We start from the raw sequence: 17993 nt of genomic DNA on the forward strand, positions 1-17993 counted from the left end.
CATCTATTTAATACAATTTATGCTTTAAAAAGATTTCCTGAGAATCCGTCTGTATTCTTAAGAAGTGCTTTAAAGACTTTTGATTTAAGCTCTACAGTTTTAGCTGTTCCATTACCTGCTAAGTCAGCCTCAACCGCCTTGTCAAATAAGGCTTTTAGTTCAGCATAAGTGGTAATTTGTTTACCATCAATCTCAATTGCAGTAAATCCTTTTTCACCTTTTTCTTTCACTTCTTTGTAGTACTCTTTCTTCCAATCTTCAAGGTTAGTGAATCTTCCATTAGAAACTTTCTTAATAATGAAGTCATCACCTAACATCTTATTATTTTCTTTATTAGCTGCATCTTGATATTTGCTAGAAGCATATCCAACAAATCCATTCTCGTATCCGAAGTAACCCCACATACGGAATGTATTGTGTTTAAACGATGCAGCACCAGGTGCACCTTGACTCGTATTTCCGCCATAGATACCTGTCATCATATTCATATTGACATAAGCAGAGCTGAAGTCCGTTGGGTTATAAGTACCGTCACCAGGAGCTCCATGTTTCGTCATTAGGTTATTAGTAATTAAATCATCAATTGTATTAATTGCTAATTTTTTCTCATCCTCTGTCAACTCACGAATTTTATCGAACTGATGACCTGAATTTCCGCTACGGTATTGTCGATCCATTTTCTTGAACCAGCGACTTGTATTTCCTTTTAACTGCGGTAATACAGCATCAGCCTCAAGATGGTCTAACATCATAAGAGCATCATTATAGTTCTTCATGTAGTGATCGATTTGTTCACGAGTTTGTAATTTATCAGGATCTGGGTTATACCATTGATCTCCATCATTTTGACGATGATAAGCCATGTTAATCCCTAAAGCGCCATACTCACCATTATATGTTGATTTATCAGGTGTTTGTAACATACCTTGAGCATATGCTTCAAGGCCTGTACCTGGACGATGTCCATGACCACCAAGATATGCCATACGGTCATTTATGTGAGTTGTTTCATGTGTAAAGGCTGAAATACCAAAGTCGTCTAACATACTTGTTACCATGAAGAAAACTTGTTCATCTTCATATGGTTTTCCATAAACTTTAGCCATAGCTCCCATATTCCAATTAATTTGATGCCATCTGTCTGTAGGGCCAAATAACTCACGAATTGGTGTCGCTACCTTACCATCTGTACCATATCCACGACGATTAGCATCCTTAATACCCGCATAAGCTTGATTATCCCATACAGGTGTAGGAACCATATTTTGACTCTTAAGCAGTCTATCACGAACATTTGGAAGTGCAAGACGTGACCAGAAGTCTAAGTATGTTTGTTGAGCTTTAGCTACATAATTAATACGTTCTTTGAAAGCTTCACGTTCAGCTTCTGTATTTTTACCATATTTTTCAAATGAACTATAAGCCATAGTATTATAGGTTGAAATCATAAAGATATGTGCTTTCTTCAAGTTCAATAATGGTAAAATCATACGCGCATGCATATTATTATTCAGACCATCAAAGACACGATGACGTTTATTTTTGAAGTCTGGATTTGTTGTTTCAGGTTCTACAACATAAACATTTTTAGCTGAGTGAATAAACCAGTCGTTAAGATCTGTATCATTTGTGAAGAGACGCATATTATAATCTAAGAAACTACGTAAATCACCTTTACCAGTGTCTCCTGCAATAATTTCACGGTATGCATCTTGAGTTCTATCACCCTTTAAGTTCTTTTCTTGCGAGCCAATTCGAATCAATCTGTCAATAACACTTGGTGTCGTACCATAGAAGTCTGGTTTAAACATCATCATATTCTTAATGTTCAAGTCACCATATTCAATTCCATAATAACGATTGAGGTAAGTAAGTGCCATCATAATTTTAGCTTTATTATCTTCTACTTTCTTAAGAAGTGCTTTTATGGCTGCCTCATCACCATTTAACTGATGATCTTCATTTTCAACAAGAGCTTTTACTAATTTATCAAGATTTCCTTTTACTTCTGCGAAACTTTCTTCTAAATATAATGCTCCAACATTACCTGTTATCGCACGAACTTCAGGAGATTCAAGAGTAATCGTATCTAATTTCGCTTTAACATCACTTAGTAATTGAACACGATCTTTAACTACCATATTTGGTGTGTAAACTACATCACCTAAATCTGTAATACCGTATTCTTTTACTTGTTCTACGTTTGACGTAGCTTTAGCTGATACAGCTTTTTCTTCTTTCGTACCATCAGCGTAATGAATCATAATATGATCAGCATCTGATAAATCGGTCACAAATTGTCCATCTTTCATACCTGTAACAGATAAAACTTCCGTATTTAGTAATTTAGAATCTGCAGGAATCTTGTTACCTTGGTTTATAATCCACTCTTTATTGTAGAATGGTTGAAGTTTTTCAATATTACGGTAAGCAAGTTCACGAGATACGTCATAATCTTGAGTAGATTTGTAAGTATCTGCTTTTGCTGCCTTATGGTTTAACTTATCTACAAAATGTTCAGTTATTGTATATTCATGTGCAGTAATTCCCATTTTAGCAATTCTGGCATCGGCTTCTTCTTGGGAAACACCCTTCCAACGACTAGAGCGAGAATATGATTGTTTACCTTCACTTACACCATTAACGAATACATTATTATTTCGAACCCAGTTTGCACCAAAGTAATCATCATCCTCTGCATCACGAGAACCGTAAAGAATCTCACCACCATTCTTCACTTTCATCATGGTAACGTTATTTTCAGCAAGCCCCCACGACCAATTAGAATGAAGCAGACCACCTGTTTCAAGAGGTTCTTTCACATCAATCGTACCTTTTGCCACGGAATTCTTCAGACGTCCCCATGCACTAACGTCCATTGGGTTATCACCGTGATTCAATTTAGCAACAAGGCCACCGACCTTAGCTTTATTCCCTTTAATATATGCATCAATGTAAGAGTTGTCTGTGTTACTTCTCCAGCTTTCGCTAACAAGGCCACCAGACCACCATCCTGCATTACCTACACTTGTAATGTTACCAATAAAGGCTACATTACGCATATTGGATTCATCCAGTTTATTGACCATACCAGTAACATCATTGTTACCTACAACATTACCTGTTACTTTAATGTTTTCAATCGTTGACTTTTTAAACATCTCACCAAGCGGTGCTGTCTTATTAGCCCAAGGCATGTTGATATCGACATTACCTAGATTGAAGTCATGAATATGAGCGTTTTCAACTCGGTTGAATAGTGGACGCGCTAGGTTATGAATTGTAAAGCGGTTATCCCCATCACTAGACAACTTACCTTTAAACGTTCCTGTTACATACTGTTTACTTGGTGTTGGAACATTGGCAGCATTCAAATCTGCACCAAGTTTAAACTCACCAGTTGGGTCTTTTTGCATATCCTCAATGAGTTCTTTAAAGTTGTAATAGACATTTCCAATCTTTGGTAATTGTTTTTCAAAGTAATGTACATACTCTTCGCTTAGTGTATCATCAGCTCTACGTTGAACTAAGTCTGGAGCTTTTGCTACCACTTTGTACAATGTTTTTCCATCAACAACAACTTCTTCAACAGAACTTACCGCAAGTCTTGTTGTTTTGTTATCATGAGTGGTTACTCGTAAGTAAAGTGGAGCAACGTCTGTCGGCTTTTCAGTTAATAAGCTCTTATCTGTTTCAACACCAGCATCATCCACACTCATCAAGCTTGTTTCTTTGATGTTTTTGATTTCAACTTTTTTAAGGTCTAACTGAATTTCTTTATCTTCTAATGTTTCAGTTTCTTCGCCTTCGCCTCGATCATAGACCATCGTTGTGGATAGTGTATAGCCTTGATAATATTTCAAGTTGTCTAAAGTAGCTTGTAATTTATTTTCTTCTACTGTCACTTCTTTAACAACTTGTCCAGTCTTATCTTTCAGAGCTACTTTAATCGATTTGATCTCTACTCCAGCTGGTTTATTCAATGTATAACTAGCTGTAGCGCTCTTCTTCAAGACATCTTTTTCTGTTTTAGCCCATTCTAAGATTGGTTTTTCTAAACCTTTTGTACCTTTTTTGATAATCTCATCTTGAGGTTGGTCAATTACTGTTTCCTTAACTATTGGAGCTTCATTTGTTTTTTCTCCACGAATTGTTTTATAAGTTTCAGTAATTTGTTTCTTACCCTCTACACCTTTTTGAGCTACTTGTCTTGTTCCGCGTTTTAAAGTGTCATCTTCTTGTTCTTTTGTTTCAAAAGGAATGACTTCTTCTCTTGTTTCAACTGTTGTTCCTTCAAGTGGTTTCGTTCCTTTTTTAACGACTTTAGAAACGGCAGGCATTTTCACTTCTGTAGTTGTAGAAAGAACTTTGTCTGTTTCCACACCTTCCACTGTTTCGTAAGTTGTTTTCGTAACTTGGATACCTTTAGAACCAGGGGTTTCAACTACTTCTTCATCCACATATTTTGTATCGTCTGGAACTACTTCTGTTGTGAAATCTAATTCACTTTTGGTAGACTTCTCAACTGTACCTGTTGTTACTTTATATTCTGGGTTTACTTCTTGTACTGGTGCTTGACCTTCTTGACCAGGTTCTTGAGTTCCCTTTGTTGAAACTGGTTCTTTATATCCAGGAAGTTCTGGCTGTACTAAAGCTTGGCCTTGCTTCTCGCCTTCTTTTACTTCTTGAACACCTTTGGCTTCATGATACTCTGGTAGTTCTGGTTGCGTCAGAGCTTGTCCTACCTTCCCTTCTTCTTGAGTCCCTTTTGCTTCTACTGGAGCCTCTGGCAATTCTGGTTGTGTTAAGGCTTGGCCAGTTTTACCTTCCTCTTGAGTTCCTTTAGCTACTTGGTGACTTGGTTCAGCTTGTGGTACTGGAGTTGGAGCAGGTTGCACCTCTTTCTTAGTTCCGACTGCAATGACTTGCGACACAGGATTTTGGACTACTTGGTCTTCGATGATTTCTCTAACTTCTTGACCGTTGACCATCGAAACTTTAGTTACAAGGCGACGCTGACCCTTTACTCCAGCTGTGACGATACGAGTCTGTCCTTCTGCTAGATTCGCATCTGGATTTGTGACTGTTTCAAACGGAATCTCCACCAAGCTCTCTTCCTGTCTTGTCTGAGGCTTCTCAGAAATTGGTTTTGCTTCAACCGCAGGAGCAACCGGAGTTTGTGCCAAAGGTTTTTCAACAACAGGTTGGGGAGTGACAGCAGGTGTTTCTTGAACTACTTCTGTTTTCTCGATTTCATTTGCACTTTGCTTTTCTACTGGCAACTGAGGCTTCTCAGCTGAAGCTGGTCTTGATGGATGGAGTTCTGCTTCCTTGAAGTATCCGATGTATTCATAACCATCAATGTGGATAATCCCTTCAGCCAAACCTTCATGTGTAGAGGCCGAAATAGTTTGGTTATAGGAAAGCAATTCTTTATTTTCAAATGCGAATGTCCCATAAGGTACAAAGGTACTGGCTCCTAAAGAACCAATCAAGAGAACACCTAGAACCTCTTTGCGACCTTTTTTGGACACCAAAAAGACTGCTAGAGAAGCAGTTGCCAAGCCAAGACCTGCCAAAGCTAGTTCCTTACTTCCTGTGTAAGGAAGTTGTTGACTGGTAGTTGCCTTCTTACGATAAACTACATAAAGAATATCTTCATCTTGAAATTCTGTTGGAACCTCATGATGAATCAGGGCTTTTTCAGACTCAGTCAATTCCTGCTCCGCCAAATAACGGTAATGAACGCTATGAGTACCACTAACTTCATTGGCGTGCACCTTATCTACTGAAAGGGTACTGGCACCAAAAAGGAAGGCCCCAATGGCTACAGGACCTACCCCAACAGTTAGCTTACGAATGGAATATTTGGTGATTTTTTCTAGTTGTTGTTTTGTTTTTTTCATTCTCACGACTTTCTGATAGAATCTTGTGGATAATGCGCACGCGCACCTCCAATTAATTTTGGACGGCTAGCAAGAGCCGTTACATGGGCATGCCCAATTTCTCTCAAAAGAGGGCGAATAGGAACCTGAACATGCTTGATATGCATTCCAATTGCAGTGTCTCCGATATCCAATCCAGCATGAGCCTTGATAAATTCAACCTCAACTGGATCGCGCATAAACTTGAAGGCTGCCAACTGACCCGAACCTCCTGCATGAAGAGTAGGAAGGACACTAACGATTTCCAGACCAAACTGCTCTGCCACCTGACGTTCAACAACGAGAGCCCGATTGACATGTTCACAACCTTGAACAGCTAGATGAATTCCTTTTTCCTCTAAGATATCTAGGATGGTCTTCACAATGATTTCGCCAATTTCTTGGCTGGATTCCTTGCCAATCTGACCACCTATGACTTCACTAGAAGAAAGGCCCAAAACAAAGATAGATCCTTGCTTCAAATTGGCCTTTTCCAACACATCTTCTACAATCTGGCTTGTTTCTCTTTGAATGTCTTTTTCCTTCATACTTGATACCTCTTTTGTCATTATCTATCATATCGTTTTTTCTTATTTTTAGCAAGATAGACAACCTAGAAAGCTTACCCAATTACGCATAAAACTCCCAGAATTGACTGGGAGTTAACTAGTTTCTATTCTATTTATGTATATTTCAACTGTCGTCCCTTTTGAGGGGACAGAATCGATCTTCATCTGGTAATCTTCTCCAAAATGAAGTTTGAGCCGTTGGTCAACGTTTTGAAGACCAACTCCCCCACGTTTGAGTTGACTTTGACTACTATCGCCAGCATCTTGGAAGCCCACTCCATCATCCTCAATACGGATGACCAAGCCCGAATCCTGTTTCTGAACAGAAACTCTAATATGTCCCTGACCTTCCTTTTCCTTAATGCCATGGTAAAGGGCATTCTCTACAAGAGGTTGTAGGACCAGCTTAGGCAAGACTAGCTTATCAAAGGCAGGATTTTCATCAATCTCATATTCCAGCTTATCTCCATAGCGTTGTTTCTGGATAAAGAGATACTGGCGGACATGATTGATTTCGTCAGAGAGGCAAATCAAATCTTTACCCTGATTGAGCGCCAAGCGGAAGTAGGTAGCCAAGGACTTGGTCACTTGAACCACTCTCTGACTATCCTGAAATTCAGCCATCCAAATGATGGTGTCCAAGGTATTATAAAGGAAATGCGGATTAATCTGGCTCGATAGGGCTTGAAGTTGGTACTGACGGGTCGTTTCTTCCTGCCTGCGAATATCCGCCATCAGCTGATCAATCTGATCCAACATGGTATTGAACTGACGAGACACTTCTCTCAGTTCATAAGCACCAGCTTCCTTGGCACGAATATTCTGACCACCAGAAGCAATCTCCAGCATGGTTTCTCTCAAGTCATTCAGAGGAGCAATCCAGCGTTTAAGACTAAGCCACACCAAGCAGAGACAGGCAAGAAGAGAGGTAGCACTAGCTCCAAGCAAGGTCCACATGAGTTGACTCCGAACCTGGTCTAACTTCTCCAGCGAAGACACGCCAAGCACCGTCCAATCAGTTCCAGCAATCTGTTCCTGACTGACGTAGGATTTGTGATCTGGAGTATAGCCCTGCCCTGTCTCAATATAGGGTTTCATGGCCTCCATTTCGCTAGACGAACTATAAACTGTGTGTTGAGGATGATAAACAAATTCATGGTTTTCATTGATGATGAAGGCAAAGCCCTGCTGACCCAACTGAAGCTGGTTGAGATAGGCTTCTAGAGTTTCGTAGGAAATATCCAAACGAAGCACGCCCAGATTGGTTCCCTTTGCATCAATAAGTTCTTGAGTGACAGAAATGACCCACTGACTATCTGATTTACGAGCTGGAGTCAAAATGGGCTTAGCTCCCTGATGAATGGCCTTTTGGTACCAATCCTCAGCCATCATATCAGAAGAAGTTTTCATCTGCACAGTGTCATCTGTAGAAATGAGCTGACCAGACTTGGTTACCAGCACAACAGCTTTCAAGTCTTGGTCTGCCTTTAAGATGGTCAAAAATAGATTTCGGATTCCCTCTACCTTGTCTGGACTGGGATTCTTAGCATAGGCTAGGACATCCGTCTGCTGGGTCAAACTAGTCGAGGTGGTTTCTAATTTTTTGATATAAGACTGGATAAAGTGGCTAGTCTGACTGATAGTCGTTTGACTATTGCCCTCAATGCTAGCCTCAATGGATGATGAACTAGATTGATAGTAGAAAGTCCCAACCAGAGCTAGGAGAATGAGAAAGACCAGAAAGATGGAAATAACCATTCTGACTAGGAGAGAAGAACGCTTCATCGACCTTCCCCCTTCTTAAACTGACGAGGTGTCACACCTGCAATCTGTTTAAAACGTTGGGTAAAGTAATTCATATCTTCAAAGCCAACCTTTTCTGCGATCTCATAAATCTTTAGATCTGTAGTTAAAAGCAAAAGCTTGGCTTGTTTGACACGTTCTCGCACCAGATAATCCTGAAAAGGCAGTCCCAACTCTTTCTTAATCAAAGAACTCAGATAAGTCGGACTAAAGCCCAAGTCACTGGCCAAGCTCTTTAAACTAAACTGGCTGTCAGCTAGATGGGACTGAATCTTCTGGGCTATGTTTCCTTCAAACTTATCGATCAATAAATCTTGTAACTGCTCTTCCTTTTCTTCCTTATCCAACTTTTGCTTGATTTTCCCCAACATTTCCTCAATATCCTGACGAGAAAAGGGTTTAAGCAGGTAGTCATCCACACCTAGTTTGATAGCAGACAAAGCATAATCAAAATCATCGTAACCTGTTAAAAAGACCAAATGCACCTGAGGATAGGTTTCTCGGACCAGACTGGCTAACTGGATGCCATTTAGCTGAGGCATGTTGATATCGGTTAAAATGATATCTGGCACCTGCTTTTGTATCAATTCCCAAGCCTGCCTTCCATTTTCAGCCTGACCGATGATTTCCATATCGTAGGCTGCTACATTGACCAGCTTGGTCAAGCCTTGTCTTACCAGATATTCATCTTCTACGATTAAGATTCTATAGGTCATGCTTCTCTCCTTTGTCACTTACTAGTATCAGTATAGCAAAATTCTCCTCTAACTGCTTAGGAAAGACCTCTTAATCAACATAATCTAGTAAGTAAGCATAGCCTTTTTCTTCCATTTGGTCTTTGGGAATAAAGCGGATAGAGAGACTATTGATACAGTAGCGCAAGCCACCCTTGTCCTGTGGGCCGTCCGTAAAGACATGGCCAAGGTGAGAATCTCCAACTCGGCTTCGCACTTCCATGCGTGTCATATTGTAAGACTTATCTTCCTTGTAGGTGGCAACATCTGGACTGATGGGTTGGGTAAAACTAGGCCAGCCACAACCAGACTCAAACTTATCCTTTGATGAAAAGAGAGGTTCACCAGTTGCTACATCCACATAGATACCAGATTCAAATTTATCCCAGTAACGGTTTGAAAAAGCTCGTTCTGTTTGATTTTTCTGGGTGACTGCATACTCCTCAGGTGACAAGGTCTTTTTCAATTCCTCATCACTTGGTTTGGGATATTTGCTGGCATCGATGACGGGATAGGCCGCCTGATTGACATTGATATGGCAGTAGCCATTTGGATTTTTCTTGAGATAGTCTTGGTGGTAATCCTCAGCCACTACAAAATTTTTCAAGGTCTCCTTTTCAACTGCTAGAGGTTGATCGTATTTCTTAGCCACCTCATCAAAGACTTGGTTAATCACCTCTAAATCCTTGTCATCTGTGTAATAAACACCAGTACGGTACTGGGTTCCCACATCATTTCCTTGTTTATTTTTGCTAGTTGGATTGATAATGCGGAAATAGTGAAGCAGGATTTCTTTAAGAGAAATTTGATTAGCATCATAGGTAACATGAACAGTCTCCGCATGACCTGTTTGGTTAATCAATTCGTACTTGGTTGTTTCCCCTCTACCATTCGCATAGCCTGATACGGCATCTGTCACTCCAGGAACGCGTGAGAAATATTCCTCAACTCCCCAGAAACAACCTCCAGCCAGATAAATTTCGTGCAAATCTGCATCTTTACTCACTTCTGTTTTTTTCACTGTTTTTCCTCCTTGGCTAACTGATGCTTTCTCAATTTGCGAGCTATCTGTCTGCCCTGTATTTCGCATCAATAGAAAATAGAAACCGGTTATGGCTAGGAAAAAAATCCCTGCCAAGACAAACAATTTTACTTTATCATTCATGACCTTTCTCTACCCCATTTCTTTCAATTCTTTTAGAATCATATCCTTGTCCATAAAACCTGGTTGCGTTTTTACTAGCTTACCTTCCTTGTCTATAAAGGCTTGAGTTGGATAAGAACGGACACCATAACTTTCCAAAAGTTTGCCTGATGGATCAATTAGAACTGGGAAATTTTTATAATCCAAGCCCTTGTACCAGTTTTTAAAGTCCGCTTCTGCTTGCTCCCCCTTGTGGCCAGGAGACACTACCGTCAAGACCACATAATCATCACCAGCTTCTTTAGCGATTTCGTCTGTATCTGGAAGACTGGCTAGACAGATGGAACACCAAGAAGCCCAGAATTTGAGATAGACTTTCTTGCCCTTGTAATCAGACAAGCGGTAGGTCTTGCCATCTACAGCCATCAATTCAAAATCAGCAACTGCCTGACCTTTAGTCGCAGTTTGCGAGCTGACTTGTTCTGTTTTTGTTTGCTCCTTCATAGTAGCTTGGTCTGACATATTTTTAGCCGAACAGGCTGCCAAACAACAGATTGAGCCTACTCCAAGAAGACATGTTTGCCATTTTTTCATTTCTTTTTCCTCTCTATTCAAATAATGTAGTCAAAATGGAAGCATTTCCCAAAAGCACCAAGATTCCCATTACGATAATGAGGAAACCACCCACTTTTTTGAGGGTTCCGAGATAAGGATGGAGTTTTCGGAAATGTTTCAAAACATAGCTGGAGGCAAGAGCTAGAACCAAAAATGGTAGCGCCAAACCCAGCGTGTAAATCAACATGAGACCAGCTCCCTGCCAAGCACCTGAACCACCTGAAGCCGCCAAGGCCAAAACAGAGCCAAGAACCGGCCCCACACAAGGCGTCCAAGCAAAACTAAAGGTCAATCCCAGTAAAAATGCCTGACTATAGCCCTTACCCTTTTGCCCCTGTCCCTGTAATTGTAGCCTTCTTTCCTTGTAGAGTCCCTTCAAATGTAAGACTTCCATCTGGTGCAAGCCCAAGAGAATGATCACCGCACCCGTCACATACTGAAACCAAGAAGCATAAAGCAAATTGCCTAAAAAACCAGCTCCATAGCCCAGTAAGATAAAAACAAAGGAAATCCCCGCTATAAAGGCCAGAGTTCTCAATAGACTAACAAGTGAGATTGAAAATTTTTCGCTAGAAGCCTGGGTACCATCTTTGTCATCCAACAAGACCCCTGCATAGACCGGTAACAAGGGTAAAATACAAGGAGAAAAGAAGGAAAGAATTCCAGCAAGAAACACACTGATAAAAAAGATTATATTATCCATCGCCTTCCTCCATTCTTTGATTTGATAGGACTATTATAGCCCCAAAACTCAAGGAAAAACAGGGACAATGATAGGGAAAAATAGGAATTTAATCAGATTATGTAAAAAATGTTGCAAAAAAAGCCAGACAAAGCCTGACTTTGATGGAAACTGAAAGGAAAATTCACTAGTCTTCCCTACTTATCTGATAATAAATAAGGTCCGCAAGATAGCCTTTTCTCTCTACACCATTGCTAATAGTCTTGAGATAGGACATTCCAGCCTTCTCCATGACACGACCTGAAGCTGGATTGAGACTGGCATATCGAGCTCTAACTTTTTGAAAACCTGCTTGAGTAAAACAGAAGTCCAAGACAGCTTTCAATGCTTCTGTCATAAACCCATGTCCCCAGTAAACCTTGCCTAGCACATAGCCAATTTCACAAGAAGAATCATTCTCATCTATTGCAACGATGCTGATATCTCCTATTACCTGCTCCGGGTTTTCTTTGAGACAAATGGCCCATTTGTAATAGTTGGGATTGGCATAGGAGGCAACCCAATTGCGAATCGAATTTCGAGTCACCTTGACATCAGGATGAGGATCCCAAGTGACGTAGGTTAGATTTTCAGCGGACGAAGCCCAATTCTGAAACATGGCTTCTGCATCACTTTCCAAAAATCTTCGCAAGATTAAACGATCTGTCTGTAATATTTGCGTACCGATTGCTTTCATGACGCTACCTCGCTTTCTGATAGATGATTCTATGTCCAACCTCAATTTAAATTTACTTTGCTTTTGAATTTCAAGGCTCAATCTAAAAAGGTCCCCGGACCTCCTCGCTTATTTATTTCCGTGCTCGGGGTAAAAAAACTAAACTCAGTAACAGCTAGAAAACAAGTTTTTACTCTAGTTACTTGACGCAGTCGCTGTCTGGTTTGAAATGCGCTTTTCCAAGCTTTTTCAAACCTAGTCATCGTTGCGGGGGTAAGACAAGGAAAATCGAACTCTTCTAGTTACCGAATTTTCTCTCTCTTTTTTATTTCAAGGTGAGATGCTGAAAACCTCCACTGGAGGTTCCTCATTTTCTTATTTCTAAACTCGGGGTAAAAAGGTCCCCCGGACCTTTTTACTCCCAAAAGTCATCGAATACAGTGATGGGTAGGTGACGTTTGTGTTGGCCTTTGTGCCACCAGTTTTCGATTCTTGCTTGGGCTTCTGGGCTGATTGTTTTGCCTTCTAGGTAGTCGTCAATCTCTTCATAAGTGACTCCGAGGGCCACTTCGTCAGCTAGACCTGGTTTATCTTCTTCAAGGTCTGCTGTTGGGATTTTTTCATAAAGTGCTGAGTCTGCACCAAGTTCCTTCAATAGTTGTTTTCCTTGGCGTTTATTGAGTCGGTAAAGAGGGAGAATATCCGCACCACCGTCACCAAACTTGGTAAAGAAACCTGTGATATTTTCCGCAGCGTGGTCTGTTCCAATAACCGCTCCGCTGTGGGCACCAGCAAGGGCATACTGAGCAATCATACGGCAACGAGCCTTGATATTCCCCTTGTTAAAATCTGAAACAGGACTACCTGTCGCTTCAACTGCAGCTGTCATAGCATCAGCAGATTCCTTGATATTCACCACTAAACTGACATCTGGCTGGATAAATGATAGGGCTTTTTGAGCATCTGCTTCGTCGGCTTGTACTCCGTATGGCAGACGGACAGCGATAAATTTGTAACTATCATCTCCTGTCTCTGCTCGCATTTCTTCCATAGATAATTGAGCTAAACGTCCTGCTAAGGTTGAGTCTTGGCCCCCAGAAATTCCCAACACAAAGCTTTTAAGAAATGGATGTTTCTTCAGGTATTTTTTTAAGAAGTCAATGGAACGACGGATTTCTTCCTGGACATCAATCACCGGTTTGACACCCAACTCTTGGATAATCGTTTCTTGCAAACTCATTCTTCTTCTCCTTCACCAAGGGCTTCCTTGCGCATCTTGTCAATCAAGTCCATCTTGTCTTGCCATACATCACGCGCCAAATCCACGGGATAGTGTTGCGGATTGAGCACGCGCTTGTACTCATCCCACAACTTGTCAAATTCCTTACGAGCATAATCCTGAATCTCAGTCAAGCTAGGCAGGTTGTAAATCAATTTTCCGTCTTTGAAGATATCCACCAAGAGAGGAACAGCATCAAAATTACGAACAGTCTTCTTGATGTAGGTATAAGTCGGATGGAACATCTTGATTTCCGTCATGTCGCTCACATCTACGCCATCATAAGTGATATAGTCTCCTTCTGACTTGCCTTTTTCACGACTGGTAATGCGCCACACCTGCTTCTTACCTGGCGTAGACACTTTTTCAGCATTATTTGACAGCTTAATCGTATTGCGCATGTTCCCATTTTCATCTTCGATTGCAACAATCTTGTAAACTGCCCCAAGAGCTGGCTGGTCATAGGCTGTAATCAGCTTAGTTCCCACACCCCAGACATCAATCTTGGCCTTTTGCATCTTGAGGTTGAGGATGGTATTTTCATCTAGATCATTAGAAGCATAAATCTTAGCCTCTGTAAATCCAGCCTCGTCCAGTTGCTGACGGACTTTTTTGGAAATGTAGGCAATATCCCCAGAGTCAATCCGCACACCCATAAAGTTAATCTGGTCCCCCAACTCACGCGCCACCTGAATGGCAGCTGGTACACCGATGCGAAGGGTGTCATAGGTATCCACAAGAAAGACACAGTTTTTGTGGGTCGCAGCGTAAGCCTTGAAGGCCTCATAGTCGTTACCATAAACCTGCACCAAGGAATGGGCATGGGTCCCCAAGACAGGAATGTCAAAGAGTTTACCAGCACGCACGTTGCTAGTTCCATTGGCACCACCAATCACCGCTGCGCGTGTTCCCCAAATAGCCGCATCCATTTCTTGCGCCCGACGTGTCCCAAACTCCATCAAAGGTTCATCTTCGATGACCGAACGAATACGAGCTGCCTTAGTCGCCACCAAGGTCTGGTAGTTGACAATATTCAAAAGGGCCGTTTCTACCAATTGACATTGGGCTAGAGGACCTTCCACCTGCACAATCGGTTCATTAGCAAAGACCAAGTCCCCTTCTTGGGCAGAACGAACGGTCAACTCCAACTTGAAATTGCGGAGATAGTCCAAGAATGCCCCATGATAGCCTAGAGACTCCAAATAGGCAATATCACTATCTGAAAAACGTAAATCTTCAAGATAACTCACAATTCTTTCCAAACCAGCAAAAACAGCATAGCCATTCTTAAAAGGCTGTTGGCGGAAATACACCTCAAAGACCGCCTTTTTATTGTGAATCCCTTGGTCAAAGTAAACCTGCATCATGTTAATCTGGTACAAGTCCGTGTGCAATGTCAAACTATCATCTGGATACATACTTTTCCTACTTCCTTAGCTAGAAACCCATGAAAATTTTCAAGAACTTTCATGTATTCCAATAAATTAGTACTATTATAACACATTTTAGCTGGATTGAGAAAAGAGTAACAAGTTATTCACCACTCTCCAATTCATCCATATCTTGTTCAAACTTTTTCTGAGCCCATTCGCCATAGCTCTTCAGACCAAGATTGCCGATAAAAACCCAAGGAAGGTAAATAACATAAGTAATTGCCCAAGCAGACAGGTATTTACCGTTCAAAGGATTGTGCTGATAAATTTCTATGTTGAATTGATAATTCTGTAACATCAAAAGAGCCGTAATAGCCAAGGTTAGTAAAAAACAACCCAAAATCGTAAAATGAAAACGACTATAGTAGGTCACTCCCAGATAACGAGCACGATTGAAAAAGAAGAAAATTCCTACTATCAGAGTATAGACTAGAAAATTCGGATTAAAAATAGAGGGAGCTAATACAGCCACCAAATAGCTTAGAAGCACAAGCCCAATGAAGAGGGTAAAGGATTCCGCTCCAGCTTTATTGATTAGTTGTTCTTCTCTTTCGTCAAGTAATTGATAATGAATAAATTTATTTACCATCTTCTTCCTCCCAAAATAGTTGATCTAAGGTTTTCCCTAAACATCTGCAAATGGACTGGCAGAGCGAGAGACTGGGATTGTATTTCCCTGCCTCTATCAAACCAATAGTCTGGCGTGTCACACCAACAGCCTCTGCCAGTTGACCTTGAGTTAAATCAAGCTCAACCCGAGCTAATTTTAATTTTAAATTTTTAGCCACCTGCGTCCTCCTTATAGTTTTAATACTCATCTACTCTTAAAAAATCCAAAACTAACACAAGCTGTCAGCTATTTATTATAACCTCATTAATTAGCACTCCAATATTATCTTCAACCTAAAATCAGTATGTTGGATTGTTTGAAATAAACTTCCTAGTTTACTCTTTTATTTTTGTTTAGTATTAGCTTTAGTAGAATCTTTTAAACGAGTTTTTATTGCTTGTACTTCTTGTTTAGTTTAGTTGGTTTCATATTACTATTATATAATGCTTTTGGAAATGAGTCTAGTATAAGTCAAAAACGTGGTGAACAGCAAGAGCAGGAGCATAGCAAGATGACTGATTATTTTGCTGGATTTTAAGTCTGCAAAATAATACTAAACAAAACTAAAATGAATACTCCTTGCTTTTCTTGAGAGTGCAAAAATACAATAAAATGATTGTAGTGATTGCCACAAGATACTGACTAATAGACATCGTATTTGAAGCAACAAACACAGGTAAGGAATAAAAAGGAAGAAGTTCAATTGCTTTGATAAACAAATCATTACTAGTATTCATCATAATCGTATTTAATATATTAGGGACAAAGAGTAGTAAAGCTACTAAAATACCAAATACCAAGCCACTTTTCAATTTGTATAAATAGAAAATGTAAGATAATAGAAAATAAAATAGGACTAACAAAATTGTATTGACTACAATAGCTACTATAAAATCTAATCCTAAATCACCTGGAACACCCAATTTACATACGATGACTAGTAGCACAATGCCATTCAAAGCATAAATAATAGAAACTGAGATGGCATATAGAAAATTAGACAAGACGTAAATCATCCGATTTTTCTTTTGATTATAAAATAAACTGATCGTATTGTTAGAAAAATCCCTGCTAATAATTCGGTTAGCATGTATAACAGCCATTAACATACCGAGCATAGCATAAAAATTTGAAATATGCTTAATACCAAGTGATGTCCCTTGAGTCTTTAGAATAAAGAATGTAACCAGTATCGGCGGTATAAACGAGATAATCAATCCGAGATATATTACGCCTGATGAATATAAATCTCTTATATTTTCCTTAAGAAAATTCAATTTATTTAATTTCATGATTATAACCTTCCTTTATTTTGAACGATTTAGATAAATATCTTTAAGCGTCTCTTTTTTAGTTTCAAAATCAACTACTTTAATAGAGTTTTCGTTAAAAAATTTAAAAAGCTCACTACTTTGAATATTCCCAGACATAGTAATTTTCAGTCCCTCTTCCTGAACAATATCCCCAAATTCTTGTTTGGTAAGGAAAATGTCTTTATCTGTAGCTGATGAAAAAGCTATCTCAAACAAGCAATTATGTCTATCTTTTCCTACTTTTTGGAATGTCAAAAGCCCGTTCTCCAAGAAAAGGACCCTCTCACAAATTTCTTCAATATCTTCTAATTTATGACTCGATATTAAAATTCCCACATTTTCATGTAAAGCTAAGTTTTTTAGAACTGCTAAAACTATTTGTGATGATTCAATATCTAAACCATTAGTCGGTTCATCTAAAATTAATATATGAGGTTCCGTAACGAGAGTTAGAAGCAAAGCTAATTTTTGTTTTGTACCTAAAGAATAGGTCTTTACTTTTTTATTAATAGACTGAGTCAAATCTAACTCTTGGATCAAACTTCCAAATCTTTCTTTATTGTAGTCAACACCATATAAATTTGACAAATATTTTAAATTCTCTAAACCTGTTTTAGATAAAAATAATTTTGGTTCTTCGATTAAATACCCAACATTATCACTACTTATAATATTCCCTGAAGTCGGTTGATTATTCTGAACAAGAATTTTCATCAATGTACTCTTGCCAACTCCGTTTCTCCCTACTAGACCAACAATTTCACCCTTATTAAGTGCAAAATTTATATCTTTGAGAATGATTGAATGAGCATAATGCTTACTTACATTTATAACTTCCATTTTTTATTCCTCCATTAACATTCTTGGTTTTCTCTTTGATTCTCATTAATTTTAAAAAGTTGCGCCTCTTTTTAACAACATTATATCATATATCTAACTTAATGCAATATATAAATGTCATTTTGTAAAATTTTATTAACAAAAAACTCTCTACCACCTAAATGATAGAGAGTTTTCTGCTTATTCAATTTTCTCAAAACATCTACAGCATCGTAGGATTTCACATCTAATGTCTTAGCTACGACTGTATTGTCCTCAATATCGTCTAGAAAGACACAATTTGTAGATTATAACTGCTACTTATCGATAGTTACTCATATCCATTAGTCCAC

At 39.4% G+C, this 17993-nt stretch carries 14 protein-coding genes; all 14 read right to left on the bottom strand.

All coding sequences use genetic code 11. From position 1 onward, the window contains the following. Positions 1-17 precede the first annotated feature (17 nt). A complete protein-coding gene (locus B7692_RS01250) occupies positions 18-5906 on the bottom strand; it encodes a ZmpA/ZmpB/ZmpC family metallo-endopeptidase (RefSeq protein ID WP_084929678.1) in 5889 nt (1962 codons plus the stop codon). A gap of 2 nt (positions 5907-5908) precedes the next feature. After that, entirely contained in the window at positions 5909-6472 is a 564-nt protein-coding gene (locus B7692_RS01255; protein ID WP_192855461.1) for a TIGR01440 family protein, read from the bottom strand. A 114-nt stretch (positions 6473-6586) separates the two neighbouring features. Further along, on the bottom strand, positions 6587-8278 hold the full coding sequence (locus B7692_RS01260) for a cache domain-containing sensor histidine kinase (protein ID WP_084929680.1): 1692 nt from the start codon (positions 8276-8278) through the stop codon (positions 6587-6589). Continuing rightward, a complete protein-coding gene (locus B7692_RS01265; protein WP_084926685.1) occupies positions 8275-9012 on the bottom strand; it encodes a response regulator transcription factor in 738 nt (245 codons plus the stop codon). The genes B7692_RS01260 and B7692_RS01265 overlap by 4 nt, the downstream gene beginning before the upstream one ends. 70 nt (positions 9013-9082) lie before the next feature. Next, positions 9083-10195 carry a peptide-methionine (R)-S-oxide reductase MsrB gene (gene msrB / locus B7692_RS01270; RefSeq protein ID WP_084929681.1) on the bottom strand — a complete coding sequence of 371 codons (1113 nt, stop codon included), beginning with the start codon at positions 10193-10195 and terminating at the stop codon, positions 9083-9085. A 9-nt stretch (positions 10196-10204) separates the two neighbouring features. Continuing rightward, positions 10205-10768: a redoxin family protein gene (locus B7692_RS01275; protein ID WP_064276519.1), complete on the bottom strand. Its 564-nt coding sequence runs from the start codon at positions 10766-10768 to the stop codon at positions 10205-10207. 13 nt (positions 10769-10781) lie between these two features. Beyond that, a complete protein-coding gene (ccdA2, locus tag B7692_RS01280) occupies positions 10782-11492 on the bottom strand; it encodes a thiol-disulfide oxidoreductase-associated membrane protein CcdA2 (protein ID WP_084886928.1) in 711 nt (236 codons plus the stop codon). 166 nt (positions 11493-11658) lie between these two features. Next, on the bottom strand, positions 11659-12207 hold the full coding sequence (locus B7692_RS01285) for a GNAT family N-acetyltransferase (protein ID WP_084928089.1): 549 nt from the start codon (positions 12205-12207) through the stop codon (positions 11659-11661). A 394-nt stretch (positions 12208-12601) separates the two neighbouring features. Beyond that, complete coding sequence (nadE, locus tag B7692_RS01290) at positions 12602-13426, bottom strand: ammonia-dependent NAD(+) synthetase (RefSeq protein ID WP_084929682.1); 825 nt, start codon at positions 13424-13426, stop codon at positions 12602-12604. Continuing rightward, entirely contained in the window at positions 13423-14883 is a 1461-nt protein-coding gene (locus B7692_RS01295) for a nicotinate phosphoribosyltransferase (protein WP_084929683.1), read from the bottom strand. Before B7692_RS01295 ends, nadE begins: the two co-directional genes overlap by 4 nt. A gap of 115 nt (positions 14884-14998) precedes the next feature. Then, entirely contained in the window at positions 14999-15487 is a 489-nt protein-coding gene (locus tag B7692_RS01300) for a DUF6773 family protein (RefSeq protein WP_084929684.1), read from the bottom strand. Further along, positions 15477-15686 (bottom strand): helix-turn-helix transcriptional regulator, encoded by a 210-nt coding sequence (locus B7692_RS01305; RefSeq protein WP_001107500.1) that lies wholly within the window; start codon positions 15684-15686, stop codon positions 15477-15479. The genes B7692_RS01300 and B7692_RS01305 overlap by 11 nt, the downstream gene beginning before the upstream one ends. A 385-nt stretch (positions 15687-16071) precedes the next feature. Next, on the bottom strand, positions 16072-16800 hold the full coding sequence (locus B7692_RS01310; protein WP_084929685.1) for a hypothetical protein: 729 nt from the start codon (positions 16798-16800) through the stop codon (positions 16072-16074). Between the two features lie 15 nt (positions 16801-16815). Then, on the bottom strand, positions 16816-17661 hold the full coding sequence (locus B7692_RS01315; RefSeq protein ID WP_084929686.1) for an ABC transporter ATP-binding protein: 846 nt from the start codon (positions 17659-17661) through the stop codon (positions 16816-16818). Positions 17662-17993 lie beyond the last annotated feature (332 nt).

The sequence above is a fragment of the Streptococcus mitis genome (assembly GCF_002096925.1).
Lineage (GTDB): Bacteria > Bacillota > Bacilli > Lactobacillales > Streptococcaceae > Streptococcus > Streptococcus mitis_AF.

What these genes read in the sequence shown, in the direction of transcription:
- msrB (WP_084929681.1), bottom strand. Translation starts at nt 10,195, where the DNA reads ATGAATGATAAAGTAAAATTGTTTGTCTTGGCAGGGATTTTTTTCCTA.
- nadE (WP_084929682.1), bottom strand. Translation starts at nt 13,426, where the DNA reads ATGAGTTTGCAAGAAACGATTATCCAAGAGTTGGGTGTCAAACCGGTG.
- B7692_RS01255 (WP_192855461.1), bottom strand. Translation starts at nt 6,472, where the DNA reads ATGAAGGAAAAAGACATTCAAAGAGAAACAAGCCAGATTGTAGAAGAT.
- B7692_RS01310 (WP_084929685.1), bottom strand. Translation starts at nt 16,800, where the DNA reads ATGAAATTAAATAAATTGAATTTTCTTAAGGAAAATATAAGAGATTTA.
- B7692_RS01315 (WP_084929686.1), bottom strand. Translation starts at nt 17,661, where the DNA reads ATGGAAGTTATAAATGTAAGTAAGCATTATGCTCATTCAATCATTCTC.
- B7692_RS01285 (WP_084928089.1), bottom strand. Translation starts at nt 12,207, where the DNA reads ATGAAAGCAATCGGTACGCAAATATTACAGACAGATCGTTTAATCTTG.
- B7692_RS01300 (WP_084929684.1), bottom strand. Translation starts at nt 15,487, where the DNA reads ATGGTAAATAAATTTATTCATTATCAATTACTTGACGAAAGAGAAGAA.
- B7692_RS01250 (WP_084929678.1), bottom strand. Translation starts at nt 5,906, where the DNA reads ATGAAAAAAACAAAACAACAACTAGAAAAAATCACCAAATATTCCATT.
- B7692_RS01275 (WP_064276519.1), bottom strand. Translation starts at nt 10,768, where the DNA reads ATGAAAAAATGGCAAACATGTCTTCTTGGAGTAGGCTCAATCTGTTGT.
- B7692_RS01295 (WP_084929683.1), bottom strand. Translation starts at nt 14,883, where the DNA reads ATGTATCCAGATGATAGTTTGACATTGCACACGGACTTGTACCAGATT.
- B7692_RS01265 (WP_084926685.1), bottom strand. Translation starts at nt 9,012, where the DNA reads ATGACCTATAGAATCTTAATCGTAGAAGATGAATATCTGGTAAGACAA.
- B7692_RS01260 (WP_084929680.1), bottom strand. Translation starts at nt 8,278, where the DNA reads ATGAAGCGTTCTTCTCTCCTAGTCAGAATGGTTATTTCCATCTTTCTG.
- ccdA2 (WP_084886928.1), bottom strand. Translation starts at nt 11,492, where the DNA reads ATGGATAATATAATCTTTTTTATCAGTGTGTTTCTTGCTGGAATTCTT.